23 protein-coding genes and 1 pseudogene are annotated in these 24,977 nt (G+C 72.4%); 18 read left to right on the top strand and 6 right to left on the bottom strand.

All coding sequences use genetic code 11. The features are described from left to right. Positions 1-11 precede the first annotated feature (11 nt). The 4 genes from argJ to DN069_RS10620 all read left to right on the top strand — a co-directional run bounded on the left by argJ (position 12) and on the right by DN069_RS10620 (position 3,887). Positions 12-1,178 (top strand): bifunctional glutamate N-acetyltransferase/amino-acid acetyltransferase ArgJ, encoded by a 1,167-nt coding sequence (argJ, locus tag DN069_RS10605; RefSeq protein WP_111500675.1) that lies wholly within the window; start codon positions 12-14, stop codon positions 1,176-1,178. An 80-nt stretch (positions 1,179-1,258) separates the two neighbouring features. After that, positions 1,259-2,149: an acetylglutamate kinase gene (argB, locus tag DN069_RS10610; RefSeq protein WP_111500676.1), complete on the top strand. Its 891-nt coding sequence runs from the start codon at positions 1,259-1,261 to the stop codon at positions 2,147-2,149. Then, positions 2,146-3,330 carry an acetylornithine transaminase gene (locus DN069_RS10615; protein ID WP_111500646.1) on the top strand — a complete coding sequence of 395 codons (1,185 nt, stop codon included), beginning with the start codon at positions 2,146-2,148 and terminating at the stop codon, positions 3,328-3,330. The genes argB and DN069_RS10615 overlap by 4 nt, the downstream gene beginning before the upstream one ends. 14 nt (positions 3,331-3,344) lie before the next feature. Beyond that, positions 3,345-3,887 (top strand): arginine repressor, encoded by a 543-nt coding sequence (locus DN069_RS10620; protein WP_111500647.1) that lies wholly within the window; start codon positions 3,345-3,347, stop codon positions 3,885-3,887. A 94-nt stretch (positions 3,888-3,981) separates the two neighbouring features. Here DN069_RS10620 and DN069_RS10625 read toward each other — a convergent pair whose 3' ends face one another. Further along, positions 3,982-5,355, bottom strand: coding sequence for a cytochrome P450 (locus tag DN069_RS10625; protein ID WP_111500648.1), 1,374 nt, complete (start codon positions 5,353-5,355; stop codon positions 3,982-3,984). Between the two features lie 31 nt (positions 5,356-5,386). Then, the gene (locus tag DN069_RS10630) at positions 5,387-5,857 is read right to left on the bottom strand and encodes an Lrp/AsnC family transcriptional regulator (RefSeq protein WP_243639078.1); all 471 of its coding nucleotides are present in this window, start codon (positions 5,855-5,857) and stop codon (positions 5,387-5,389) included. Between the two features lie 151 nt (positions 5,858-6,008). On the opposite strand from DN069_RS10630, the gene DN069_RS10635 reads away from it, so the two are divergent. Beyond that, the gene (locus DN069_RS10635; protein WP_111500650.1) at positions 6,009-7,178 is read left to right on the top strand and encodes a trans-sulfuration enzyme family protein; all 1,170 of its coding nucleotides are present in this window, start codon (positions 6,009-6,011) and stop codon (positions 7,176-7,178) included. 13 nt (positions 7,179-7,191) lie between these two features. Here DN069_RS10635 and DN069_RS10640 read toward each other — a convergent pair whose 3' ends face one another. Then, positions 7,192-7,740: a YbhB/YbcL family Raf kinase inhibitor-like protein gene (locus DN069_RS10640; RefSeq protein ID WP_243639080.1), complete on the bottom strand. Its 549-nt coding sequence runs from the start codon at positions 7,738-7,740 to the stop codon at positions 7,192-7,194. A 103-nt stretch (positions 7,741-7,843) separates the two neighbouring features. Here DN069_RS10640 and DN069_RS10645 point away from each other — a divergent pair, with 103 nt between their 5' ends. Both DN069_RS10645 and DN069_RS10650 read left to right on the top strand, forming a co-directional pair. After that, entirely contained in the window at positions 7,844-8,560 is a 717-nt protein-coding gene (locus tag DN069_RS10645) for a TetR/AcrR family transcriptional regulator (RefSeq protein WP_111500652.1), read from the top strand. Positions 8,561-8,676: 116 nt separating this feature from the next. Continuing rightward, the gene (locus tag DN069_RS10650) at positions 8,677-9,720 is read left to right on the top strand and encodes an alpha/beta hydrolase family protein (protein WP_111500653.1); all 1,044 of its coding nucleotides are present in this window, start codon (positions 8,677-8,679) and stop codon (positions 9,718-9,720) included. Positions 9,721-9,725: 5 nt separating this feature from the next. On the opposite strand, the gene DN069_RS10655 is transcribed toward DN069_RS10650, so the two are convergent. After that, positions 9,726-10,259, bottom strand: coding sequence for a helix-turn-helix domain-containing protein (locus DN069_RS10655; protein ID WP_111500654.1), 534 nt, complete (start codon positions 10,257-10,259; stop codon positions 9,726-9,728). A 61-nt stretch (positions 10,260-10,320) separates the two neighbouring features. On the opposite strand from DN069_RS10655, the gene DN069_RS10660 reads away from it, so the two are divergent. From DN069_RS10660 to argH, 3 genes are all read left to right on the top strand, one after another. Next, on the top strand, positions 10,321-11,598 hold the full coding sequence (locus DN069_RS10660; RefSeq protein ID WP_111500655.1) for an alpha/beta hydrolase family protein: 1,278 nt from the start codon (positions 10,321-10,323) through the stop codon (positions 11,596-11,598). Between the two features lie 77 nt (positions 11,599-11,675). Beyond that, positions 11,676-12,872: an argininosuccinate synthase gene (locus DN069_RS10665; protein WP_111500656.1), complete on the top strand. Its 1,197-nt coding sequence runs from the start codon at positions 11,676-11,678 to the stop codon at positions 12,870-12,872. Between the two features lie 5 nt (positions 12,873-12,877). Continuing rightward, complete coding sequence (argH, locus tag DN069_RS10670; RefSeq protein ID WP_111500657.1) at positions 12,878-14,302, top strand: argininosuccinate lyase; 1,425 nt, start codon at positions 12,878-12,880, stop codon at positions 14,300-14,302. A gap of 126 nt (positions 14,303-14,428) precedes the next feature. On the opposite strand, the gene DN069_RS10675 is transcribed toward argH, so the two are convergent. After that, on the bottom strand, positions 14,429-15,172 hold the full coding sequence (locus DN069_RS10675) for a lysophospholipid acyltransferase family protein (protein ID WP_111500658.1): 744 nt from the start codon (positions 15,170-15,172) through the stop codon (positions 14,429-14,431). Between the two features lie 209 nt (positions 15,173-15,381). On the opposite strand from DN069_RS10675, the gene DN069_RS10680 reads away from it, so the two are divergent. Further along, positions 15,382-15,657: an RNA polymerase sigma factor gene (locus DN069_RS10680; RefSeq protein ID WP_111500659.1), complete on the top strand. Its 276-nt coding sequence runs from the start codon at positions 15,382-15,384 to the stop codon at positions 15,655-15,657. 141 nt (positions 15,658-15,798) lie between these two features. On the opposite strand, the gene DN069_RS10685 is transcribed toward DN069_RS10680, so the two are convergent. Next, entirely contained in the window at positions 15,799-17,277 is a 1,479-nt protein-coding gene (locus DN069_RS10685) for an FAD-dependent monooxygenase (RefSeq protein ID WP_111500677.1), read from the bottom strand. A 248-nt stretch (positions 17,278-17,525) separates the two neighbouring features. Here DN069_RS10685 and DN069_RS10690 point away from each other — a divergent pair, with 248 nt between their 5' ends. The 7 genes and pseudogenes from DN069_RS10690 to DN069_RS10720 all read left to right on the top strand — a co-directional run. Continuing rightward, positions 17,526-18,038 (top strand): GNAT family N-acetyltransferase, encoded by a 513-nt coding sequence (locus tag DN069_RS10690; RefSeq protein ID WP_111500660.1) that lies wholly within the window; start codon positions 17,526-17,528, stop codon positions 18,036-18,038. A gap of 369 nt (positions 18,039-18,407) precedes the next feature. Next, complete coding sequence (locus tag DN069_RS10695) at positions 18,408-19,406, top strand: methionine ABC transporter ATP-binding protein (RefSeq protein ID WP_111500661.1); 999 nt, start codon at positions 18,408-18,410, stop codon at positions 19,404-19,406. Next, positions 19,406-20,182 carry a methionine ABC transporter permease gene (locus tag DN069_RS10700; protein ID WP_111500662.1) on the top strand — a complete coding sequence of 259 codons (777 nt, stop codon included), beginning with the start codon at positions 19,406-19,408 and terminating at the stop codon, positions 20,180-20,182. The genes DN069_RS10695 and DN069_RS10700 overlap by 1 nt, the downstream gene beginning before the upstream one ends. 41 nt (positions 20,183-20,223) lie before the next feature. Next, the gene (locus DN069_RS10705; protein WP_111500663.1) at positions 20,224-21,072 is read left to right on the top strand and encodes a MetQ/NlpA family ABC transporter substrate-binding protein; all 849 of its coding nucleotides are present in this window, start codon (positions 20,224-20,226) and stop codon (positions 21,070-21,072) included. A gap of 103 nt (positions 21,073-21,175) precedes the next feature. Next, the gene (locus tag DN069_RS10710; RefSeq protein WP_111500664.1) at positions 21,176-21,796 is read left to right on the top strand and encodes a GNAT family N-acetyltransferase; all 621 of its coding nucleotides are present in this window, start codon (positions 21,176-21,178) and stop codon (positions 21,794-21,796) included. 178 nt (positions 21,797-21,974) lie between these two features. Then, positions 21,975-23,186, top strand: coding sequence for a precorrin-6y C5,15-methyltransferase (decarboxylating) subunit CbiE (gene cbiE, locus DN069_RS10715; protein WP_111500665.1), 1,212 nt, complete (start codon positions 21,975-21,977; stop codon positions 23,184-23,186). 343 nt (positions 23,187-23,529) lie between these two features. Then, positions 23,530-24,977, top strand: a pseudogene (locus DN069_RS10720) (hypothetical protein); the annotation flags it as partial.

Here is a 24,977-nt window from a genome sequence, read left to right on the forward strand (position 1 = left end):
GCCAGAACCCCGTGACCAACCCAGGTGTCGGCGTCACGGCGGCCCGCGGCTTCCGTGCGGCCGGCATCGCCGCAGGGATCAAGGCGTCCGGCGCGCCCGACCTCGCGCTCGTCGTCAACGACGGCCCCTCGCACGCCGCGGCGGGCGTCTTCACCTCCAACCGGGTCAAGGCCGCCCCCGTGCTCTGGTCCGAGCAGGTCGTCAAGGGCGGCCAGGTCAGCGCCGTCGTCCTCAACTCCGGTGGCGCCAACGCCTGCACCGGCCCGCTCGGCTTCCAGGACACCCATGCGACCGCCGAGAAGGTCGCCGAGGTGCTGGGCCTGAGCGCCGGTGAGGTCGCGGTCGCCTCGACCGGGCTGATCGGCGTGCGGCTGCCCATGGACCAGTTGCTGCCCGGCGTCGACACGGCCGCCGCCGCGCTCAGCGAGGACGGCGGCGAGGCCGCCGCCGTCGCCATCAAGACCACCGACACCGTCCACAAGACCGCTGTCGCCCACGGCTCCGGCTGGACCGTCGGCGGCATGGCCAAGGGCGCGGGCATGCTGGCGCCGGGCCTGGCCACCATGCTCGTGGTGATCACCACCGACGCCCTGGTCGAGGCCCCCGAGCTCGACGCGATCCTGCGCTCCGCCACGTCGAAGACCTTCGACCGCGTCGACTCCGACGGCTGCATGTCCACCAACGACACCGTGCTGCTGCTCGCCTCCGGCGCCAGCGGCATCGTCCCCGACGCGGACGAGTTCGCGGCGGCCGTCCGCGAGGTCTCCGCCGACCTGGCCCGCCAGCTGATCGGCGACGCCGAGGGAGCCAGCAAGGACATCCGCATCGACGTCGTGGGCGCCGCCACCGAGGCCGACGCCGTCGAGGTCGGCCGGAGCATCGCCCGCAACAACCTGCTCAAGTGCGCCATCCACGGCGAGGACCCGAACTGGGGCCGCGTCCTGTCGGCCATCGGCACCACCTCGGCCGCCTTCGAGCCGGACCGGCTGAACGTGGCCATCAACGGTGTCTGGGTCTGCCGCGACGGCGGCGTCGGCGAGGACCGGGACCTGGTCACCATGAAGGACCGCGAGGTCGTCATCACCGCCGACCTGAACGCCGGAGAGCAGGCCGCGACGGTGTGGACCAACGACCTCACCGCCGAGTACGTCCACGAGAACAGCGCCTACTCCAGCTGACGACCCGAGGACTGAGAACTGTCGTGCAGATCGCACCCAAGGGCGAACAGGCCCGCAACAACACCGCGCTCCCCAAGGCGATGACCCTGGTCGAGGCCCTGCCGTGGCTGGAGCGCTTCCACGGCAAGACCGTCGTCATCAAGTTCGGCGGCAACGCCATGGTCGACGACCAGCTCAAGGCCGCGTTCGCGCAGGACGTGGTGTTCCTGCGCTACGCGGGCCTGCGCCCGGTCGTCGTCCACGGCGGCGGCCCGCAGATCAACGCGCAGCTGGCCAGGCTGGGCCTGGAGTCCACCTTCACCAACGGCCTGCGCGTGACCACGCCGGAGACCATGGACGTGGTCCGCATGGTGCTGGCCGGACAGGTCCAGCGCGACCTGGTCGGCCTGCTCAACGAGCACGGCCCCTTCGCCGTCGGCATGACCGGCGAGGACGCGCACACCATGACCGCCGTCAAGCGCTACGCCGAGGTCGACGGCGAGCAGGTCGACATCGGCCTGGTCGGTGACATCGCCAACGTCGACGCCGGGGCGGTCAAGGCGCTGCTGGAGGACGGGCGCATCCCCGTCATCTCCTCCGTGGCCCGCGGCTCCGACGGCCACGTCTACAACGTCAACGCCGACACCGCCGCGAGCGCGATGGCGGTGGCGCTGCGGGCCGAGATGCTCGTCGTGCTCACCGACGTCGAGGGCCTCTACGTCGACTGGCCGCACTCGGACGACGTGATCAGCCAGCTGACCGCAGGTGAGCTGGAGAAGCTGCTGCCGACGCTGGCCAGCGGCATGGTGCCCAAGATGGAGGGCTGCCTGCGTGCCGTCCGCGAGGGCGTCGGCACCGCGCGCGTCCTGGACGGCCGCGTCCAGCACAGCCTGCTGCTGGAGATCTTCACCGACGAGGGCATCGGCACGATGGTCGTGGCCGACCCCGAGACCGACACCGAACTGACCGTGATGGCCGGGGGGCTGGCATGAGCGCGAAGAACGAAGAACTGACCACCCGTTGGCAGCACGCGCTGATGGACAACTTCGGCACTCCGCGGCTGCCGCTGGTCCGCGGCGAGGGCGTGCACGTCTGGGACGCCGAGGGCAAGCGCTACACCGACTACCTCGGCGGCATCGCGGTCAACTCCCTCGGCCACGCCCACCCGGCGATCGTCGCGGCGGTCACCCAGCAGGTCGGCACCCTCGGCCACGTCTCGAACCTCTTCATGGCCGAGCAGCCGATCCGGCTGGCCGAACGGCTGATCGCCTGCTCCGGCCGCGAGGACGCGCGGGTCTACTTCTCCAACTCCGGCGCCGAGGCCAACGAGGCCGCCTTCAAGCTGGCCCGGCTCACCGGCCGTACCGGCATGGTCTCCGCGCTGGGCGCGTTCCACGGCCGCACCATGGGCGCGCTCGCGCTGACGGCCCAGCCGAAGAAGCAGGACGGCTTCCACCCGCTGCCCGGCGACGTCAGCAACGTCCCCTACGGCGACGTGGACGCGCTGCGGGCCGCGGTGACCGAGGAGACCGCCGCGGTCATCCTGGAGCCGATCCAGGGCGAGAACGGCGTCGTCGTCCCGCCGGCCGAGTACCTGGTCGCGGCCCGGGAGATCACCCGTGCCAAGGGCGCGCTGCTGATCCTGGACGAGATCCAGACCGGCATCGGCCGCTGCGGCCACTGGTTCCAGTACCAGGCCTTCGACGGCGTCGACCCGGACGTGGTGACCCTCGCCAAGGGCCTCGGCGGCGGCCTGCCGATCGGCGCGACCCTCGCCTTCGGCGAGGCGGCGCAGCTGTTCAAGCCCGGCCACCACGGCTCGACCTTCTCCGGCAACCCGGTCGTCTGCGCGGCGGCCAACGCGGTGCTCGACACCATCGAGCAGCAGGGTCTGCTGGACCAGGTCACCAAGGTCGGCGAGCGCCTGCGCGCCGGGATCGCCGCGATCGGCGACCCGCTGGTGGACCACGTCCGCGGTGCGGGCCTGCTGATCGGCGTCGCGCTCACCCGTCCGGTCGCGGGCGAGCTCCAGGCCGCGCTGCAGCGGGCGGGCTTCCTGGTGAACGCCGCGACCCCGGACGTCATCCGGTTGGCCCCGCCGCTGATCCTGACCGAGCGGGACGTGGACGCGTTCCTCGCAGTCCTCCCGGGTGTGCTCCGTTCGATCAAGTAAGGGACACTTGCTCCATGACCGAACCCCATCGCGACGCGCCGACCACGTCCGCGGCAGGCCAGCAGCTGCCGCAGACGCGTACGGCGCGCCACCGGCGGATCGTGGAGCTGCTGACCCGTCAGCCCGTCCGCTCGCAGAGCCAGCTGGCGAAGCTCCTCGCCGACGACGGGCTGACGGTCACTCAGGCCACCCTCTCGCGCGACCTCGACGAGCTCGGCGCCGTCAAGATCCGCAACTCCGACGGCGCGCTCATCTACGCCGTTCCGGCGGAGGGCGGCGACCGGACGCCGTTGGCGCCGATGGGGGAGTCCGCGAGCGAAAGCCGGATGGCGCGGCTGGCGGCTGAGCTCCTCGTCTCGGCGGTGGCCTCGGGCAACCTCGTGGTGCTTCGGACGCCGCCGGGCGCGGCGCAGTTCTTCGCCTCCTCGATCGACCAGTCCGGGGTGGAGGAGATCATCGGCACGATCGCGGGCGACGACACGGTCCTGGTCATCAGCAGGGACCCCAACGGGGGCCAGGATCTGGCCCAGTACCTGCTGCGACTTGCGCAATCCTGAGTCAGTTGCCACTACCTCAAGGGGCGCGGGGATGGCCCTGCGCGTTCGGGGCTCTATCGCCTTGGGTGGCTTGTCGCGCAGTTCCTCGCGCCCCCTAGGTAGTGCAGCGAACCGTTGCGTCGATAGGCCGGGATGGCTGCAGGGTCAACCCCGTGAAGGGCTTCACCTCGGCCGGGTCGGTGTCCACGCGCCACCGCTGGGCGAGCACGGCGAGCAGGAGCGCCGCCTCCACCAGCGCGAACCTGGCTCCCAAGCAGGTGCGTTGGCCGCCGCCGAAGGGGAACCAGGCGTGGTCGGGGACGGGGGTGGGGGCGTCGGGGTCCCACCGCTCCGGGTGGAAGGCGTCCGGCTCGGGGAAGAGGCGCGGGTCGCGGTGGACGGACCACTGGCTGGCCCAGACCGTGGTGCCGACGGGCACCTCGCGGTCGCCGAGGCGCGCGCCCGCGCGCGCGACGCCGCTGATGAGCCAGATCGGCGGGTAGAGCCGTAGCGACTCCTTGACCAGCGCCTGGGTGAACGGCAGGCGGGCGTAGTCGTCGAACGCCGGCAGGCGCCCGTTCAGGACCTCGGCGAGCTCGGCGTCGAGGCAGGCGCGGGCCTCGGGGGAGCCGGAGAGCAGGTGCCAGGTCCAGGTGAGGGTCGTGGACGTGGTCTCGTGGCCGCCGATGTAGAGGGTGACGGCCTCGTCCCGCAGCTCCTTGTCCGACAGCGGCGCGCCCTTCTCGTCGCGCGCGGCGAGCAGCCGGCTCAGCAGGTCGTCGCGTTCCTCGCCCGCCGCCCGCGCGGCGTGGTGCTCGTCGATGATGCGGTGGATCTCCGCGTCCAACTCGGCCACGGCCGCCTGGAGTCGGCGGCGGCCGGGGGTCGGCACCCAGCCGGGGAAGAAGGCGGTGACGCCGCGCAGCTCCGCGCCGATCTCCTGCTGGGCGACGGCCATCGCCCGCGCGATGACCTCCTCGCGGCCGGCGGTCTCCACGCCGAACAGGGTGCGGACCGCGATCCGCTGCGTCAGCCGCGTCATCTCCCGCTGGACGTCGATCCGTTGGCCGTCCTGCCAGGTGCCGGCCACCGCGTCGGCGCACTCGACCATCGTGGACGCGTAGGAGCGGACCTGCCGTGGGCGGACGGACGGCTGCACCAGCGCGCGCTTGCGGCGCCAGTCCTCGCCGGTGCTGGTGACCACGCCCTCGCCCAGGACGGCGTGCAGGGCGTAGCCCAGGTCGGCCTGGGCGAAGGTGGTTTCGGCGCCGGCCAGGAGGTCGTTGACGTCCTCGGGGCGGGAGACCAGCAGGCAGCGCTTGGGGCCGAGCCGCCAGCGCGCCCAGTCGCCGTGTTCGTCGCGCAGGTGGCAGAAGAAGGCCAACGGGTCGCGGGCGAAGGCGGGCAGGTTGCCCAGCAGCGGCAGCCCACGCGGACCGGGGGAGTGGGACGCGGTGTTTCCCTTGGCAGAGGCCAGAGTTGAGGTCACGCGGTCAGGATGGCCCGGGTGGCGCCAGGTCTCAAGAGACGGCCTCGCCCCGCATGTGGCCGAAGATCAGGCTGGTCTCGGTGTGGGCGACGGCCGGATGCGCGGTCAGGTGGTCCAGCACGAAGTCGCGCAGCGCGTCCGTGTCCGCGACGGCGATGTGCAGCAGGTAGTCGTCCGCGCCGGCGAGGTGGTACGCGGCCACGACGCCGGGCAGGCGCGGGATCTCGGCCGTGAAGCTGGAGATCCGCTCCTTGGTGTGCGCGTGCAGCCGGACCGAGATCATCGCCTGGATGCCCAGCCCGAGCGCGCCCGGGTCCACGTCCGCGTGGAAGCCGCGGATCACGCCGCGCTCGCGCAGCGCGCGCATGCGCGACAGGCAGGTGGACGGCGCGATACCGACGGCCTCGGCGATGGCGTTGTTCGGCATCCGCGCGTCCTGCGCGAGCAGGCGCAGGATGGCGCGGTCGACGGGCGCGAGCGCGGGCTGCGGATTCTTCGGCACAAGGCCCATCGTGCCCGCCGCAGCCGAAGATGTACACAACGAAGCGAGGCAGGCTCGAATCTTCTGCGGAACTGTGGCGTCGGATGCGTCGGATCTTCATTCTGGGGCCACCCCCGCAGCACCACACAGCCCTCGACGAGGAGGACTCCCCATGCTGGCTGCCGCCACCCGCGCCGACACCCGTGCCGTCCACGCCGGCCGCACCGACCTGCGCGGTCTGGGCGTGCACGTCCCCCCGATCGACCTGTCGACGACCAATCCGCTGCCGGGCGTCGAGACCGGCGGCGACAGCTACGAGTCCCTGGCCACCGGCGGCCTGATCCCCGAGGGTGGCAGCGCCGTCTACCAGCGCCTGTGGAACCCGACCACGGCCCGGTTCGAGCAGGCGCTCGCCGAGCTGGAGGGCGCGGAGGCGGGCGTCGCCTTCTCCTCCGGCATGGCCGCGATCAGCGCCTGCCTGCTCGCCGCCAGAGCCGACGGCAAGGGTCACGTCGTCGCGGTCCGCCCGCTCTACGGCGGCACCGACCACCTGCTCGCCACCGGCCTGCTCGGTACCGAGGTCACCTGGGCCACGGCCGACGAGGTCGAGGCGGCGATCCGTCCCGACACCGGCCTGGTCGTCGTCGAGACGCCGGCCAACCCGACCCTGGAGCTGGTGGACCTCGCCGCGCTGGCCGCGCGCTGCGGCGAGGTGCCGCTGCTGGTCGACAACACCTTCGCCACGCCCGTGCTGCAGCAGCCGATCCGGCACGGCGCCACGATCGTCGTCCACAGCGCGACCAAGTACCTCGGCGGCCACGGCGACGTGCTCGCGGGCGTCGTCGCCACCAGCGACGCCTGGGCGCAGAAGATCCGCCCGGTGCGCGCCGTCACCGGCGGCATCCTGCACCCGCTCTCCGCGTACCTGCTCCACCGCGGCCTGCAGACGCTGCCGCTGCGGATGCGCCACCAGTCCGACAGCGCGGGCAAGCTGGCCCTCTGGCTCGGCGAGCAGCCCGGCGTCGAGCGGGTCTACTACCCGGGCCTGCCCGACTGCGACCCGCTGGGCCTGATCGGCACGCAGCAGTCCGCACCCGGCTCGGTGCTCGCCTTCTCGCTGCGCGACGGCTTCGACGCCGCGGCCCGCGCGGCCGAGCGCTGCGAGCTGATCACCCACGCGGTCTCGCTGGGCGGCGTGGACACCCTGATCCAGCACCCGGCCTCGCTGACCCACCGTCCGGTCGCCCCGGAGGCCCGGCCGCACCCGTCGCTGCTGCGCGTCTCGGTCGGCCTGGAGGACGTCGAGGACCTCTTCGAGGACCTGGCGCGGGCGCTGGGCTGAGCCTGAGGGCGCGTCAGCGCTCGTAGATCCCGTCGAGCCGTCCGCGCGCCAGGATCGGAGCCGCGACGGAGTCGAGGAGGGCCCGGGGCCGGGCCTGTCGGGCGGCTTCGTCCAGCGGCTCGGCGAGCGCGAAGAGCTGGAAGACGTACCGGTGCGGGCCGTGGCCCTTGATCGGCTCGGGGCCGAAGTAGCCGCTGCTCATCGTGGAGCGCAGCAGTCGCACGCCGGGCGCGGGGCTGTTCTTGTCGAGCCCGCCGGTGGGCAGCGCGGTGAGCTTGGGGTCGATCAGTGCCACCGTGTGCACGGCCGGGGCGGGCATCGGCACGTCGGGGTCCTCGAACACCAGCAGCAGCTGGGCGGTCCCCTCCGGTGCGGGGGACCAGGCGAGGCTCGGGGAGGTGTTGTCGCCGCCCGCGCGCCGGCCCGCGTGCGCGAGCGGCATCGGTGCCTCGTGGGCGAAGGCCTCGCTGGTCAGCTCCAGGGTGTCGGGCCCGCCCAGATTGGGGCGGTGCCAGGCGATCCGCTCCTCTCCCGCGCGCTTGTTCTTGAGCAGTCGTCCCATGATCGCCACTGTGCGGTTTCCTCTCCTGGTTCTGCGATCGCCGTTCGCAGTAGTCTGCGACTAAGGTACTGCATACGGCGTTCGCAGAAAAGGAGAGCCTTCGTTGCCCGAGCAGCCCCCGCAGTCCCAGCAGCCCGAGACGAGCATCTGGCTCCGTCCGGAGCGTTCCGGGCGCGGACCTGCGCCCGGTTTCGACCGCGACCGCCTCGCGGAGGCCGGCGTCGAACTGGCTGACGGGCAGGGGCTGGCCGCCGTGACAATGCGCGCCGTCGCCCAGTCGCTCGGCTCCGCGCCCGCGTCGCTGTATCGCTATGTCGCCACCCGGGACGAGCTGATCGAGCTGATGACGGACCGGGTCAACGCCGAGATGTCGTACGAGGGCCTCGGCGTCGGGGGCTGGTTCGACGACCTGCTCGCGCTCGCCCGGGAGGCGCGCGGGGTCGGCCTGCGCCACCCATGGGTGCTCGACGTCTTCGCCGCCACCGCGCCGGTCGGCCCGCGCACGCTGGTCTACCTCGACCGCTGCCTCGCCTGCCTGGCCGAACTGCCGCTCAGTGGCAAGGAGAAGCTGGAGGCGATCGCCGTCCTGCAGTCCCTCGTCGCCTCGCTCACCCGCGCCGAACTGGCCAAGCAGCTGGACAGCTCCGAGCCCCCGCCCTGGCGTCGCGCGCGCGACGAGTACCTGCGCCATGCCGGCGCTTCGGGGGACTACCCGCACCTGACCGCGGCGCTCCTGGGCGCGGGTGCCTCCGGCTCGAAGTCGGCCGACGAACTCTTCGACCGCATCATCACCCGGGCGCTCCGCGGACTGCTGGCCTGACGAGCAAATCCCGTCTGCTGACGGCGACTTGTTCGTTCGTTGGCCGCCGGAACGTGTGGTTCAGCTGATAGGCAGGACGGCATCTTGATCCGCATCCTTCCAGGGAGCAGAGACCCATGGCGTACCAGTGGCCGATGGCCGCCCAGGAGCTGTTCGAAGAGCGCCGGCCCCAGATGATCAACCTCGGTCTGCCGCGGGCGGACGTCGAGGCGGTCCGGGACGCGATCGCGGTGATGTGGCCCGACGCCCCCGGCGGCTGGGTGCACGAGTGGTCCGCCCTCGCGGCTCGCTACGCCGCCGAGGGCCGTCATGACCTGGCCCACCTCGCCTACGGCTGGGCCAAGTTCCCGGTGCTGGCCGACGAGGCGAAGCGGTCGGCCCTGGCCCGGCAGATCGAGCAGTACGAGCTCGCCGCGTCGGACTTCCCGGTGCCCTTCGAGCGTCGCGTGCTGGAGCTGCCGCATCAGGGCGGCACCACGCCGGTCGCCGTGCACCTGCTCGGCCCCTCGGGCCGTCCGGTGCTGGTCGCCAGCGGTGGGCTGGACTCCTTCAAGATGGACCTGCACCCGCTGCTGGTCCAGTTCGTGCTGCGCGGCGGAGTCCAGGTCATGGCCTTCGACCTCCCGGGGACGGGCGAGGCGCGGGTACCGCTCACCGCCGCCGGCGGCTACGACATCGTGCAGGGCCTCGTCGACCACGCCCGCACGCTCGGCAACGGCAAGGTCGGGCACTTCGGCTTCTCGATGGGCGGATACTTCGCCGCCCACTCCGGCCTGGCCGGCCTCGTCGACGCCGCGGTGGATCTGGGCGGGCCGATCCGGGACTCCTTCACCGAGGGCAACCTCAAGCAGTTGATGTTCGGCATGGCCGACATCTTCGGCAACTGCCTCGGCTTCGACAGCCGACCCGAACCGTCGGAGGTACTGGGACGGCTGGGCGGCTTCCCGCTCGACGAGTTGCTGGCGCAGGACCTCAACTGCCCGATGCTGGTGGTCAACGGGGCCGACGACGTGCACGTCACGCAGTCGGACACCCTGCTCTTCGAGGGCCGCCGCGCCACCGACGTCACGCTGGTGCCCGACAGTGGCCATGTCGCGTCGTCGAAGCTGCCCGAGGTCGTCCCGGCCATCGCCTCCTGGCTGGCCGAGCACCTCGGCTGAGCTGCTTACTCGGGCTGCTCGACCGGGAAGAGGATCGGGCTCAGCAGGTAGCGCGAGCGGTCCGGGGTCGGCTCGTTGCCGAGCAGCGGCACGATGGCCTGCTGCATCGCGCCGATGAGCGCGGTCAGCTCCGCCCGGCTCAGCCAGACGCCGTGCTGGCGGTAGCCGACCAGATCGGCGACCGGGTCGGCCCCGTCCCGGTCCAGATAGCCGCTGAACTCGGCGATCAGTGAGGCCATCGCCGCCGCGAACGCGCGGCGGTGGTCCTCCGCCGTCAGCGACGCGAGCGTCGAGGCGTCGACGGCGGCGCGTTCCTGGCGCAGGCGGTAGCCCCGCTCGACGGCGCCGCGCACGCGGCGCTCCTCCGCGACCTCCAGTACGCCCGCCCCCGCGAGCTGATCCACGTGCCGGTAGACCGTGGCCTTGCTGGCGTCGGGAATCCGCTCGCATAGCTGAGAGGTCGTCAGCATCCGCCCGCCGCGCAGCGCGTGGACGATGCGCAGGCGGACCGGATGGGCGAAGAGTTCCAGAGGGTCCATAGGCGAATGCTCTCACGCGTGCTACCTTTCTCAAAGATGAGAACAATTAAGGGGGCTCCTCATGGAGGCAGCACAGCAAGCAGCGGTGGCGGTCGGGCTGACCGTCGTGGACCTGGCGATCCGGGGCGACTTCGCCGCGATCGAGGCGCGGTTCGGGCCGCGGCTACGGGCGGCCCTCCCGCCCGGTGGACTGCGGAAGGCGTGGGAGAGCGAGATCGGCATGGTCGGGTCGCGGTTGCGGCGCGGGGAGCCGACGGTCGAACCCATTGGGCCGGGCCTGCTCCGCGTCGGGGTCCCGTTGGTCGGCCGGCACGGCGGGCTGACGGTGCTGCTGGGCATCGACGCCGAGGGCGCGCTGCAGGGCCTGCGGCTCGCCGGTGCGGGCGGCGAATCGTCCTGGGTTCCGCCCGCCTACGCCGACCCGGCCCGCTTCGAGGAGCGCGAGATCGTGCTCGACGCCGGGCTCGGCCCCGTCACGGGCGTGCTCACGCTGCCACGCGGCGCCGCGCCCGCCCCGGGCGTGGTGCTGCTGTCCGGCGCCGGGCCCTTCGACCGGGACGGGACCGCCGGGCCGAACAAGCCACTGAAGGACCTCGCCTGGGGCTTGGCGAGCCGGGGTGTCGCGTCGCTGCGCTTCGACAAGGTGACCAGCGTCCACAGCGACCGCGTCGCCGCCACCCCCGGGTTCACCATCGCCGACGAGTACGTCCCGCACGCGGTCGCCGCGGTCCATACGTTGCAGGCCGCCGCCGGTGTCGATCCCGCACGCGTCTTCGTCCTCGGCCACAGCGCGGGCGGCAAGGTCGCGCCCCGCGTCGCGGCCGCGGAGCCCGCCGTCGCGGGGCTCGTGCTGTTCGCCGCCGACGCGGCCCCGATGAACCACGCGGCGGTGCGCGTCTTCCGGCACATCGCCGCGCTCAACCCGGGGCTGGACGCGGAAGCCGCCATCGCCGAACTGGAGCGCGAGGCGGCGCGCGTCGACAGTCCCGACCTGGCCCCCGACACCCCCGGCTCGCAGCTCCCGCTCGGCTACTCCGGCGCCTACTGGCTGGACCTGCGGGGCTACGACCCCGTCGCGACCCTCGCCGCGCTGGACGTGCCCGCACTGGTGCTCCAGGGTGGACGTGACTACCAGGTGACGGTCGCCGACGACCTCGCCCGCTGGCGCGCCGGGCTCGACGGGCGGGCCGGGGTGAGCTTCAGTGTCCACGAGAAGGCCGACCACTGCTTCTTCGTGGGTGAGGGGCCGGCCAGGCCGGCGGACTATGCGGTCCCCGGCCATGTCGACGGAGCCGTGGTCGCGGAGGTCGCGGACTGGATCGCCGCGCAACGGCTTTGAATTTCATACGGCGGCATGCATAATTATGCCAAGCGCCGCGAGGTGCCCCGCTGCCCTGTGAGTGATTGGAGATAGCCGTGACCGAGCGCGTCGTACTTGCCTACTCGGGCGGTCTGGACACGTCCGTCTGCATCGGCTGGATCGCCGAGGAGACCGGCGCCGAGGTCATCGCCGTCGCCGTCGACGTCGGCCAGGGCGGCGAGGACCTGAACGTGATCCGCGAGCGCGCCCTCGCCTGCGGCGCCGTCGAGGCCGAGGTCGCCGACGCCCGCGACGAGTTCGCGGACGAGTACTGCCTCCCCGCGATCAAGGCCAACGCGCTGTACCAGGGCGAGTACCCGCTCGTCTCCGCGCTGTCCCGGCCGGTCATCGTCAAGCACCTGGTCGCCGCCGCCAGGAAGCACGGCGCCACCACCGTCGCCCACGGCTGCACCGGCAAGGGCAACGACCAGGTCCGCTTCGAGGTCGGCATCGCCAACCTGGCGCCCGAGCTCAAGTGCATCGCCCCGGTCCGCGACTACGCGATGACCCGGGACAAGGCCATCGCCTTCGCCGAGGCGAACAACCTCCCGATCGCCACCACCAAGAAGTCCCCCTACTCGATCGACCAGAACGTCTTCGGTCGCGCCGTCGAGACGGGCTTCCTGGAGGACATCTGGAACGCGCCGATCGAGGACATCTACGACTACACCCAGGACCCGGCGCTGCCGCGCGAGGCCGACACGGTCGTCATCTCCTTCGAGGCCGGTGTCCCGGTCGCGATCGACGGCCGCAAGGTGACGGTCCTGCAGGCCATCGAGGAGCTCAACCGCCGGGCCGGCGCCCAGGGCGTGGGCCGCCTCGACATGGTCGAGGACCGCCTCGTCGGCATCAAGTCCCGTGAGATCTACGAGGCTCCGGGCGCCATCGCGCTGATCACCGCGCACCAGGCGCTGGAGAACGTCACCGTCGAGCGCGAACTCGCCCGCTACAAGCGGCAGGTCGAGCAGCGCTGGAGCGAGCTGGTCTACGACGGCCTCTGGTTCTCCCCGCTCAAGCGCGCCCTGGACGGCTTCGTCAACGAGGCGAACCAGCACGTCACCGGCGAGATCCGGATGGTCCTGCACGGCGGCCGGGCCGTCGTCGACGGCCGCAAGTCCGCCGAGTCGCTCTACGACTTCAACCTCGCCACCTACGACACCGGCGACACCTTCGACCAGTCGATGTCCAAGGGCTTCATCGAGATCTTCGGCATGTCGTCCAAGATCGCCTCCAAGCGGGACCTGCAGGGCTGATCACGATGGCTGACAAGGAAGACGTCCGGCTCTGGGGCGCGCGGTTCGCCGACGGTCCGTCGGAGGCGCTGGCCGCGCTGTCGGCCAGCGTGCACTTCGACTGGCGGCTCGCCCCCTACGACATCGCCGGTTCCAAGGCCCACGCCAAGGTCCTGCACCGGGCCGGGCTGCTCACCGACGACGAGCTGACCCGGATGCTGGAGGGCCTGACCGCCCTGCTCGCCGACGTCGAGTCGGGCGCCTTCACCGGCACCGTCGCCGACGAGGACGTGCACACCGCGCTGGAGCGCGGCCTGCTGGAGCGGCTCGGCCCCGAGCTCGGCGGCAAGCTGCGCGCCGGCCGGTCCCGCAACGACCAGATCGCCACGCTCGGCAAGATGTACCTGCGCGACCACGCGCGGATCGTCGGCTCGCTGCTGCTGGAGCTCCAGCAGGCGCTGGTGGGCCTCGCCGAGGCCCACCCGAATGTGGCCATGCCAGGCCGCACCCACCTCCAGCACGCCCAGCCGGTGCTCTTCGCGCACCACATGCTGGCCCACGTCCAGGCCTTCGCCCGCGACGCGGAACGGCTGCGGCAGTGGGACGAGCGCACGGCCGTCTCGGCCTACGGCTCCGGCGCGCTGGCCGGCTCCTCGCTGGGTCTGGACCCGCAGTACGTCGCCGCCGAACTCGGCTTCGAGGGCGGCTCGGCAGGCAACTCCATCGACGGGACGGCCTCGCGCGACTACGTCGCCGAGTTCGCCTTCATCACGGCGATGATCGGCATCAACCTCTCCCGCGTCGCGGAGGAGGTGATCATCTGGAACACCAAGGAGTTCGGCTTCATCACGCTGCACGACGCCTTCTCCACGGGCTCCTCGATCATGCCGCAGAAGAAGAACCCGGACATCGCGGAGCTGGCTCGCGGCAAGTCGGGCCGCCTCATCGGCAACCTGACCGGCCTGCTGGCCACGCTCAAGGCGCTGCCGCTCGCGTACAACCGCGACCTGCAGGAGGACAAGGAGCCGGTCTTCGACTCCTGCGACACCCTCGAGGTCCTGCTGCCCGCCTTCATCGGCATGATGGCGACGCTGACGGTCCACGAGGAGCGCCTGGAGGAGCTGGCCCCGGCCGGGTTCTCCCTCGCGACCGACATCGCCGAGTGGCTGGTCAAGCGCGGTGTCCCGTTCCGGGTCGCCCACGAGGTCGCAGGAGCCTGCGTCAAGTTCTGCGAGCCGCGCGGCATGGAGCTGTGGGACCTGACGGACGAGCAGTTCGCGGAGATCAGCCCCGAGCTGACCCCGCAGGTCCGCGAGGTCCTCTCGGTCAAGGGCGCGATCGCGGCCCGCAACGGCCGCGGCGGCACCGCGCCGGACGCGGTCGCGGTTCAACTGGCGGAGGTCAAGTCCAACTTGACCCTCCAGCAGGAATGGCTCGACGCCAAGCGGTAGCGGTAGCACGACTCCGAAGGGGCGCTGTGACAGCGCCCCTTCGGCGTTCCCGGACTGCGGCCTGACACGCGCGTGCGCGCCGGTCCATCGGGATCCGGCGCGCACAACCACCCGTATCGGGACGGACTACGCGGCGTCCTTCAGCTTGTCCTGACCCGGCTTCGGCGTCTCCGTCTTGGCCGCCTTCGCGGCCAGCAGCTTGGCCTTGGTGGCGTACATGTCCACGTACTCCTGACCGGACAGGTCGAGGATCGCGGAGACGATCTCGTCGGTGACGGCGCGCAGCACGAAGCGGTCGCGCTGCATGCCCTCGTAGCGCTCGAAGGTCAGCGGCGTGCCGAAGTGGATCTCCGGCCGGACCCGGAACGGCCTGCGCCAGCGCATACTGCCGTTGGCCTGCACCTGGTCGGTGTTGACCAGCCCGACCGGGATCACCGGCGCGCCGCTGGCGAGCGCGAGGTGCGCGACGCCGGTACGGCCGCGGTGCAGCCGGCCGTCGGGGGAGCGGGTGCCCTCGGGGTAGATGCCGAAGAGGCGGCCCTGCTTCAGCTGGGCCATGCCGGTGTCGATCGCGGCCATGGAGGCCCGGCCGCCACTACGGTCCACCGGGACCGCGCCCACGCCGGTGAAGAACCAGGCCATCAGCCGGCCCTTGAGGCCGGTGCCGATGAAGTACTCCTCCTTGGCCACGTAGTGCACCTGACGCGGCGCCGCGAGCGGGAGGAAGACGGAGTCGCAGAAGGAGAGGTGGTTCGGCGCGATGATCGCCGGCCCGTCGACGGGGACGTTCTCCAGACCTGTGACCCGAGGCCGGTAGAGCGTGCGGACCAGCGGGCCGACAATGATCTTCTTGAGTGTCCAGTAGAACACCGAGCCTCCGTCATGGGCCGAGCGTGAGCGCGGGCGGGATGCGCGAAACGGGATGCAGTGATCCTAGTCCGGTTCTGTTACCGCCGGGTACGCGGGCACCGGTGCTCTGGGTTACATTCCGTTGATCGTCTGATGACGGGCAGTCCGCCGAGCGGGTGAAGCCGCATCGGCACGGCAGCCGGCGGGGCCCGGACGGCGTCCCTGACGGCATGGCGAACCTTGAGATCCCGGCCGGCCTGCGGCTTCCGCGCACCGGCGTCTGCCCCGAGACGCGTGCGCTCGCACGGGAGCGCACGGCCCGGCTGCGCGCCGCCGTCGCACGTCTACCCGCCCGCTGCGCACCCCTCATGGACGCACTCCTGGACGACCCGACGGCGGACTACCGGACCCTGGCGGCCCGCCTCGGCGTCCCCCGCGGCAGCATCGGCCCCACCCGCGCCCACTGCCTCGACTGCCTGCGGCGCCGCCTGGGTCCGGACGTGTAGGGCCCGACGCCGGGTCAGCGGACCGGGCCGCCCGTCCCGCGGGCCCGCTCCTGGGTCAGCGCCTCGATGAAGGTCTTGGGAGACCGGCGCCCGGTCCACCAGCTGGCCCTGGGCGCCGACTTCCGTCGGTCCCAGTGGGTCTCAGCGGCCGAGCCAGGCCGCGAGGCCGGTGGTGACCGCCTGCGGGGTGGGGTGCTCCGCGGCCCACGCGACGTAGCCGTCGGGGCGGACCAGAAGCCAGTCGGCGCCGGGGGCCGTGGTGGTGACGACGCGGTCCGACCAGTCGGCGGGGAAGCCGTCCCCGACCCGCGCCCCCTCGGGGGCGACCAGGACGAAGCGGCCCTCGCGCAGCGCCTCGTAGAGCCGGGTCGGCGCCTTGCCGTCCGCGTCGTGCGTCAGGTCGACGTCGACGGCGCGCTTGCCGACGAGACGGTGGGAGCCGGCCGGGGCCTGGGCGTGGTACGAGACGGCGATACCCGAGACGTCCATGCCGCCGCGCCGGGCGAGCGGGGCCAGGTGCGCGCCGAAGGTCTTCGCCAGCGCGCGGGCCAGCCGCAGCGGTGCGGACTGGCCGATCGAGACCCGCAGCAGACCGCCCGAGGTCTTCAGCACGTGGGCGCCGACGGGGTGCCGCTCGGCCTGGTAGCTGTCGAGCAGTCCCGGCGCGGCCCAGCCGCGCACCGCCGCGACCAGCTTCCAGCCGAGGTTGGCCGCGTCCTGCAGGCCGGTGTTCATGCCCTGGCCGCCCGCGGGGGAGTGGCAGTGCGCGGCGTCGCCCGCGAGGAAGACCCGGCCGACGCGGTAGGTCGTGGCCTGGCGCTCGTCGCTGTGGAAGCGCGAGGTCCAGCGCGGGTCGTGCAGGCCGTAGTCCTTGCCGAGGACGGAGGTGACCAGCCGGCACATCGCGTCGAAGTCGACGGGCGCGGAGTCGGGCAGCTGCTCGGCGTGGTCCCAGGCGATGACGCGGTACCAGCCGTCGCCGTAGGGGGCCATGAAGGCGAAGCCCTGCTTGCTCGCGCCGACGGCCAGCACGTCCTCGGGCGGGCTGTCCAGCCGGACGTCCGCGAGCATCACCGAGGAGATCGCCGACTCGCCCGGGTAGTCCACCCCGAGCAGCCGCCGCACGGTGCTGCGCACGCCGTCGCTGCCGACGACGTAGGAGGCGCGGAAGGTGGTGGTCCCGCCGTCGAGCAGCGCGTCCACCTCGACGCCGTCCTCGCCCTGTCGCAGGTCGGTGACCTCGGTGCCGCGGAACAGCTCGGCGCCGGCCGCCAGGGCGCGGCGCAGCAGGGCCCGCTCGGTCTGGTACTGAGGGGTGATCAGCAGCTCGGGGAACCGGCTGGGCAGCTTGCTCATGTCCACGCGCACCGCGCCGAAGATGCTGAGCGAGGACAGCCTGGCGCCGGTCCGCAGCAGGTCGTCGGCGAGGCCGCGGGCGTCGAGCTCCTCCAGGGAGCGGGCGTGGACGGCGAAGGCGCGGGTGAGCTTGGACTCCTCGGTGCGCCGCTCCAGCAGGGCGACGCGCAGCCCGGCGGCCGCCACGTCCCCTGCGAGCAGCAGGCCGGTCGGTCCGGCGCCGACGACCAGGACGTCGTAGTCACGGTTCTGAGTGGTGTTCATCGTCGTGTCCCCCATCGCATCGTTCGGTGCCGTGATTCCAAGCTAATTCATCGTGTGATGAATTACAAGCCCCGGGCGCTGATCCCGAGCCCGAGGTTGCAAGCGGAAGGCCCGTGGGTAAAGGGGACTGGAACGTATGCCGAGGACGACGCATGATCGTCTGGCAGACCACACCTCCGGTCAGGCAACCCGGTCGTCATCCCCTCGTGCAATCACGCGGCCGGGCTCACGAGAAAGGGAGGAAGCGCGTGGGCATGAGCGTGACCACCTCGGTCGCCACCGAGGACGACGCCGAGCGGATCCTGAAGTTGCAGTACCTCTGCTACCAGGGCGAGGCCGAGCTCTACGGCGACTGGGCGATCGAGCCGCTGACGCAGACACTGGAGAGCCTGCGGACGGAGCTCAAGGAGCGTCATGTGCTGGTCTCCCGGCTGGGTGACGAGGTCGTCGGCAGCGTCCGCGGCTGGGTCGACGCCGACGGTGTGGGCCGCATCAGGCGTCTGATCGTCCACCCGCGGATGCAACGGCACGGGCTCGGCAGCCGGTTGCTCAGCGCGATGGAGCGGGAACTCGCCGCCGGCTCCCGGCCGGTTGCCGCCTACCGGCTCTTCACCGGCCACCGCAGCCTGGGCAACCTGCGCCTCTACCAGCGCCTCGGCTACCGCCAGACGCAGGTGGAGGAGGTCAACAGCAAGCTGAGTTTCCTGGTGCTGGAGAAGCCGGTCGCCCAGCAGGCGGGACGGCTGGCCGCCACCGCGTGACGCCGCGCCGCCCCGGGTTCTCCCCACGTTCCCGGGGCGGCACGACCTGACTCACCGCGCTGACCAGCATTTTTTTTGGAACCGTCCACGCTTTGTCCCATACTCCGGACAATCCTTTTGGGCGATCTGCGCACCATCTGTTTAACTGGGGCCCATGACGACGACCACGCACACCCACCGCACCGGCGCGATGCCGGCAGGTGGTCGTGGCATGCGCGGCATGACGCGCTGTTGTCGAATGTGCGGCTGCTGAGCCTCCCGCCCAGCGCACGACCCGCCCGTAGAGCTCCGCTCCGGGCTGCCCCGCACACCCCTCCCGCGCGAACCAGGCCGCACGGACGGCCTCGCGCGCCGACCCACGGAAACACTGTGATCACCACCTCTGACCTGCGTAAGGTCTACCGTGCCCAGGGCCGCCCCGGCTCGACCACGGAGATTGCCGCACTCGACGGAGTCGACCTGCACGTCCGCCAGGGCGAGGTCTACGGCGTCGTCGGCACCAGCGGCGCCGGCAAGTCCACCCTGATCCGCTGCGTGAACCTGCTGGAGCGCCCCACCTCCGGCAGCGTCAGCGTCGACGGCCGCGAGCTCACCACGCTCTCGCCCGCCGAACTGCGCGAGACCCGCCGCTCCATCGGCATGGTCTTCCAGCACTTCAACCTGCTCGCCCGCCGCACGGTGGCCGAGAACGTCGAACTGCCGCTGGAGCTGGCCGGTCTGAGCCGCCGTGAGCGCGCCGCCAAGGCGGCCGAACTGCTGGACCTGGTCGGCCTCGCCGACAAGGCCAAGGCCTACCCGGCGCAGCTCTCCGGCGGCCAGAAGCAGCGCGTCGGCATCGCCCGCGCCGTGGCCGGCGACCCCAAGGTGCTGCTCTCCGACGAGGCCACTTCGGCGCTCGACCCGGAGACCACCCGCTCGATCCTGCAGCTGCTGCGCGACCTCAACCGCCAGCTCGGCCTCACCGTGCTGCTCATCACGCACGAGATGGACGTCATCAAGTCCGTCTGCGACTCCGCCGCGCTGATGCGGGGCGGCCGCGTCGTCGAGTCCGGCACGCTGCACGAGCTGCTGGAGCGCCCCGGCTCCGAGCTGGCCCGCCAGCTCTTCCCACTCGGCGAGGGAGAGCCCCTGCAGGGCAGCACCCTCGTCGACATCACCTTCCAGGGCGAGGCGACCGCGCAGCCGTTCATCTCGCAGCTGTCCCGCACCTACAACGTGGACGTCAGCATCGTCGGCGCCGCCGTCGAGACCGTGGGCGGCCGCCAGGTCGGCCGGATGCGCGTCTCGCTGCCCGGCAGCTTCGAGGAGAACGTCGTCCCGATCGGCTTCCTGCGCGAGCAGGGCCTGCAGGTGGAGGTGGCCGCGTAATGGGCTGGAACGACATGCAGCCGCTCCTGGTGCAGGCCACGCAGGAGACCCTGTGGATGGTCGGCCTGGCCGCCCTCGCCACCGTCCTGCTCGGCCTGCCGCTCGGCCTGCTGCTCGCGCTCACCCGGCGCGGCGGCCTGCTGGCGAACGCGCCGGTCAACAAGCTCGTCGGTACGGTCGTGAACGTCGGGCGCTCGCTGCCCTTCGTCATCCTGATCGTGGCGATCATCCCGTTCACCCGCTGGGTGACCGGCACCACGCTCGGCTGGCAGGCGGCGACCGTGCCGCTCGCCGTCGGCGCGATCCCGTTCTTCGCCCGGCTCGTCGAGACCGCCGTCGCCGACGTCGACGGCGGCCTGATCGAGGCCGTGCAGGCCATGGGCGGCGGAGCCTGGACGGTCGTCCGCAAGGCGCTGCTGCCCGAGGCGCTGCCCGCGCTGATCTCCGCGCTGACCACCACCGTGATCGCCCTGATCGGCTACTCCGCGATGGCCGGCACGGTCGGCGGCGGCGGGCTCGGCACCCTGGCCATCAACTACGGCTACATGCGCTTCGAGACGACCTTCATGTGGGTCATCGCCGCCGAGCTGGTGGTCCTGGTGACGCTCGTTCAGCTGGTGGGCGAGGGACTCGCCCGCAGCCTCGACCACAAGCGGCCCGCCGCCGCCTCCCGTTGGACGTTCCGCCGGAGCGTCCCCACCCAGACTTCCGCCGCCCCCGAGGCCGCGGAGACCGCCGCGCAGGAAACGGAGCTCACCGGCTCCGCTCTGCGCTGAACCACCCGCACCAAGCACCAAAGCAAGGAAGGGCACTTTTCGTGCGTACCTCCGTGAAGTTCACCACCGCCGCCCTCGCCACCAGCGCGCTGGCCCTCACCCTCGCCGCCTGCGGCTCCTCCTCGTCGGCCTCGTCCAGTGGCTCAGGCTCGTCCAACGACGCGAGCAAGCCCCTGGTCGTCGTCGCGAGCCCCACGCCGCACGCGCAGATCCTCGAGTACATCCAGAAGAACCTGGCCGCCAAGGCCGGCCTGAACCTGCAGGTGAAGGTCGTGACCGACTACGTCACGCCCAACCTCTCGGTCCAGGACGGCTCCGCCGACGCCAACTACTTCCAGCACCAGCCCTACCTGGACGACTTCAACAAGTCGCACGGGACGAACATCGTCTCCGTCGAGGCCGTTCACCTGGAGCCGCTGGGCCTGTACTCGCACAAGGTGAAGTCCGCCGCCGCGCTCGCCGACGGTGCCACCGTCGCCATCCCCAACGACGCCACGAACGAGGGCCGGGCGCTCCAACTGCTGGCCGCCAACGGCTTGCTCAAGCTGAAGAGCGGCGCCGGGACCACCGCGACCCCGGACGACGTCACGGACAACCCCAAGCACCTGAAGTTCCAGGAGATCGACGCGGCCCAGCTGCCGCGCACCCTCAGCGACGTCGACGCGGCCGTCATCAACGGCAACTACGCACTCGACGCCAAGCTGAATCCGACCAAGGACGCGCTGCTGCTGGAGAAGGCGCAGGGCAACCCCTACGCCAACATCCTCGCCGTCAAGTCCGGCGAGCAGAACGACCCGCGGGTCAAGAAGCTCGCCGAGCTGCTGCACTCGCCGGAGGTCAAGCAGTACATCGAGCAGACCTTCTCCGGCTCGGTCATTCCGGCCTTCTGAGGGAGCGAGTAGCCTCGTTCTCCCACCTGCCGTCACCTCTTCCGCACCGGCACGCCGGGGCAAAGAGGTGACGGCTGCCCCCACCCTGGAGCATGATCGTTCCATGAGCAGCAGCGATGCGGCGTCCAGGCCGTCGGGATGCGCACCGGCGTTCCCGGAGATCACGATCAACACCGATCGCCTGGTGCTGCGCGCCTTCGACCCCGAGGACGCCCCCGCGCTCGCCGAGATGATGAACGACGAGTTGGTCCACCAGTGGACCACCGCGCCCCACCCCTACGGGGTGCGCGACGCCCAGTCCTGGGTCCACGTGCGCGCGGCGGGCGAACGGGTGGCCGGCCGCGGCCTGGCCCTGGCGGCGGTGGAGTTTCTGACCCAGCGTCTCATCGGCGTGGTGCGCCTGCGCGCGACGGACTGGCGGCTCCGCAGCACCGAGCTGCAGGTCGTGACCGCGCCCTGGGCCCGGGGCGAGGGCTACGCGGGCGAGATCGCCCACTCGGTGGCCCGCTGGCTCTTCGAGGACCAGAAGTTCGAGCGCCTCGAGCTCCGGACGGCGGCGGGCAACATCGCCGCCCAGCAGGTCGCACAGAAGCTGGGCGCGATCAGCGAGGGCGTCCTCCGCAGCGCCTGGCTCGTCCGCGGCCCCGATGCGGAGCACGCCTCCCGCTCCGACCTCATCATCTGGAGCCTCCTCCCCGAGGATCTCGATCCCGTCTGGACCTGAAGATTCGGTCCTGCAACGACCTGCGGGACGTCCGTGACCGGTCGCGCCCATGCGGCGGAGCCGCAAACCGGCAGAGCCTCGCGCCCCTGGATAGGGCGACTGGCTCGTCCGATCGTTGGCGGTTAGCCTGTGCGCGGCTGGAAAACGACGGTGGGGGGAAAGGTGCGGAGCGACCGCCATGGCTGACCGGGTCACGGTGATCGGCTGGGACGGCTCGCCGCTCAGCGACGCCGCGCGGGCCGCGCTGGACGCGGCGACGCTCGTTGCCGCGGGGAGCGTGGCGCTGCACGCGCTCTCGCTCCGGTCCGGCGTGGAGCGCATGGCGCTCGGCAGCGCGGAGCTCGTTGCGAGGCGCATCGCCGAGCACCGCGGGACCGCCGTCGTGGTCGCCGAGGGCGACCCTGGGTTCTTCGGCGTGGTGCGCACCCTGCGCCGGCCCGAGTACGGCCTGGAGATCGAGGTGCTGCCGGCCGTCTCCGCCGTCGCCGCGGCCTTCGCCCGCGCGGGCATGCCGTGGGACGACGCGCAGATCGTCTCCACCCACGGGCGCGGCCTGCGTCGCGCCGTGAACATCTGCCGCGCGAACCCGAAGGTGGCCGTGCTGACCGCGCCCGGCGCGGGACCCTCCGAGCTCGCGCTGATGCTGCGCGACGTGCACCGCACCTTCGTGATCTGCGAGGCCCTCGGTACGCCCGAGGAGAACGTCACCGTGCTGACCTCCGACCGCGTGCCGAACCATCTGTGGCGGGACCCGAACGTCGTGCTGGTCATCGGCGGGGGCGGCAACGGCGGGTCGCTGCCGCCGTCCGGCTGGCTGGCCGGCAAGCCCGTGGACTTCCCCGGCAGCGCCGGGCGCGGCTGGGCGGAGCCGGGGGGCGCGGCGCCGTCGGACGGGGCGGGGAGCGAACTGCCCGCGCCGGTGCGGGCGCTGGCGCTGGCCCGGCTCGGGCCGCGGCCGGGCGACCTGATGTGGGACGTGGACGCCGGCGCCGGCGGGATCGCCGTGGACGCCGCGCGCTGCGGCGCGGCCGTCATAGCGCTGGACCCGGATCCGGACGTCTGCGCCCGTCTCGACGTCACCGCCCGCCGCGCGGGCGTCGAGCTGCAGACGGTGCGCGGCACCGCGCCCGCCGCGCTCGCGGACCTGCCGGAACCGGACATCGTCCTGGTCCGCCAGGGAGCGCTCGTGCTGCAGGCCTGCCTGACCCGGCGCCCGGAGCGGATCGTCGCGCTCCCGCGCACAACGACCGAGCTCGAGGAGATCCGGCGGGCCTTCGCGCGGTCCGGCTACCGCTCCGAGGGCAGCCTGTTGCAGTCCTCACCCCTGGACGGGGAGGGGGAGTTGGGTGCCGCCGTGCCGCGTTGGGTGGTGTGGGCGGATCGGTCGTGAACACTCTGTGGACATGTCGACAAGTGTGTCCATCGCGCAAGACCTTGGCGCCCGGCGTCACTGACGGCAGGTAGGCTGACGCCGTGTCCCGAGGGGCCGGTGCAACGTGGCAGATCCCACAGCACCGACGGGCGTGCACGTTTCCCATGGCCCCCGATGGGACGGAAGAATGCCGGTGTGGCCGGGGCGATCGTGCCGGTTGCCCCGGTTCTGTCGTTCTTCTTTGTGGCGGGCGGGGTTTGCGCCTCTTCCGTCGCAGTTGAGGCGAGGACCGGAACGGTGGGCGTCGTGGCAGCGGCCAGGACGCCGTGGACGCCAGGCGGCCCTGGAAGGAGCCAGTGACATGAGCGAGACCGGCAACGTCCCCCACGGGGGCCAGGTACCGGGCCTCGAGCCGGAGCAGGTGCCGCAGCCCGTCGGCTTCGCAGCCGAGCAGGGCCCGGTCCAGGGAGTCCGGCCCGCTTACACCTTCCTCGACGATGTCGACGAGGAGGAGGACGAGCTGCTCATGCCGGGCCCGCAGGGTGCGTGGAACGAGGCCGCCCGTGGGCAGGAGTACCCGCAGGGCCAGCCGCTGCCGCCGGTCGTCCCCGTCGTTCCCGGGCAGCCGGGCGTCGCAGGCGTGGAGCAGCCGGGCATGCCGGGCGCCTACGAGCCGGGCGCACCGACGCACGCCCCCGCGCAGAGCGAGGCCCCGGCGCCCTCCTGGCCGCCGATGACGCCGCCGGGAGGGGAGGAGCCGCAGGCCGTCGTGCCGCAGCCGCTCGCGCCCCCGGTCATCGACCCGCTGACGGACCCGCTGTCTTCGGTCATCGCCAGTCAGTCCGCGCACCCGGTCCAGCCGGTTCAGCCGCTCTCCGCCGAGGCCGTTCCGGGACAGCCCGGCCTGCCGGTCGAGCCGCACGCGGGTGTGGCCGAGGGCCTGCCCGCCGAGCTCTACGCCGCGCAGGGCTACCCCGCCGAGGACTACCTCGCCGCCGCCATGCCCGGCCTGCCGGTCGAGCAGACGCCCGTCGAGCAGCACCAGCCCGTGGAACCGGTCGCTCAGCCCGTGGACCAGCCGGTCGCCGGCCCGGCGGCCCAGGAGCCCCAGGCCGCGGACCAGTCCGCCGCCGACGCCGGGCAGCAGGCCGCGCCGCGCCGTCCACTGCACGCCGGTCCGCCCATCCCGGACCCGTCCCTGATGACGGGCCAGGTGCCGGTCCGTTCCCTCGCCGACCGCGGTCCCAGCAGTCACGTCGTCAACGGCTCGATTCCCGTCGGCACCCCGCCGTACGGCGTCGCCACGCCGGGCGGGCCCGGCCTGGCCACCCTCGGCGGCGCGCCCGAGTACCTGGACCAGTCCGGGGCGGCGCACGCCGCGCCGACTGCCACCGCCACGGCCACCGTGCCCGTGCAGATGCCCTCGCCGGAGAGCACGCTGGGTGGCTCGCCCGCCCAGGTCGAGGTGTTCCTCGCGCCCGAGGCCGAGGCGCCCGCCCAGCCGGTCGAGCAGGCCGCCGCGGAGCAGCCCGCCCCCGCCGAGGAGGCCCCGCGCGGGCCGTTCGTGATGGAACCGGTGGCCGTGGCCCCGGCCCAACCGGTGACCGAACCGGCGGCCGAGTCGGCGACGGAGCCGACACCCGAGGCTGCCGCCCAGCCCGAGACCGCGACGGAGCAGCCCGCAGTCGCCGAGACCGGCCAGCCGTCCGAGCAGCCCGCGTCGCAGCCGCAGCCGGAGGTCGTGGTCCCCGTGCAGGGCCGCCCCGCTGACGGCGCGCCGACGCGCATCGGCGCGCCGTCAGCGGGGCG

Origin of the sequence: Streptacidiphilus pinicola (assembly GCF_003258295.1) — a bacterium.
Classification (GTDB): domain Bacteria; phylum Actinomycetota; class Actinomycetes; order Streptomycetales; family Streptomycetaceae; genus Streptacidiphilus; species Streptacidiphilus pinicola.

Excerpts from the sequence above, each read along its gene's own strand:
- DN069_RS10650 (WP_111500653.1), top strand. The coding sequence starts at position 8,677 with ATGGCGTACCAGTGGCCGATGGCCGCCCAGGAGCTGTTCGAAGAGCGC.
- DN069_RS10615 (WP_111500646.1), top strand. The coding sequence starts at position 2,146 with ATGAGCGCGAAGAACGAAGAACTGACCACCCGTTGGCAGCACGCGCTG.
- cbiE (WP_111500665.1), top strand. The coding sequence starts at position 21,975 with ATGGCTGACCGGGTCACGGTGATCGGCTGGGACGGCTCGCCGCTCAGC.
- argB (WP_111500676.1), top strand. The coding sequence starts at position 1,259 with ATGACCCTGGTCGAGGCCCTGCCGTGGCTGGAGCGCTTCCACGGCAAG.
- DN069_RS10640 (WP_243639080.1), bottom strand. The coding sequence starts at position 7,740 with ATGGGACGACTGCTCAAGAACAAGCGCGCGGGAGAGGAGCGGATCGCC.
- DN069_RS10655 (WP_111500654.1), bottom strand. The coding sequence starts at position 10,259 with ATGGACCCTCTGGAACTCTTCGCCCATCCGGTCCGCCTGCGCATCGTC.
- DN069_RS10660 (WP_111500655.1), top strand. The coding sequence starts at position 10,321 with ATGGAGGCAGCACAGCAAGCAGCGGTGGCGGTCGGGCTGACCGTCGTG.
- DN069_RS10710 (WP_111500664.1), top strand. The coding sequence starts at position 21,176 with ATGAGCAGCAGCGATGCGGCGTCCAGGCCGTCGGGATGCGCACCGGCG.
- DN069_RS10685 (WP_111500677.1), bottom strand. The coding sequence starts at position 17,277 with ATGAACACCACTCAGAACCGTGACTACGACGTCCTGGTCGTCGGCGCC.
- DN069_RS10635 (WP_111500650.1), top strand. The coding sequence starts at position 6,009 with ATGCTGGCTGCCGCCACCCGCGCCGACACCCGTGCCGTCCACGCCGGC.
- DN069_RS10620 (WP_111500647.1), top strand. The coding sequence starts at position 3,345 with ATGACCGAACCCCATCGCGACGCGCCGACCACGTCCGCGGCAGGCCAG.
- DN069_RS10680 (WP_111500659.1), top strand. The coding sequence starts at position 15,382 with ATGGCGAACCTTGAGATCCCGGCCGGCCTGCGGCTTCCGCGCACCGGC.
- DN069_RS10700 (WP_111500662.1), top strand. The coding sequence starts at position 19,406 with ATGGGCTGGAACGACATGCAGCCGCTCCTGGTGCAGGCCACGCAGGAG.
- argH (WP_111500657.1), top strand. The coding sequence starts at position 12,878 with ATGGCTGACAAGGAAGACGTCCGGCTCTGGGGCGCGCGGTTCGCCGAC.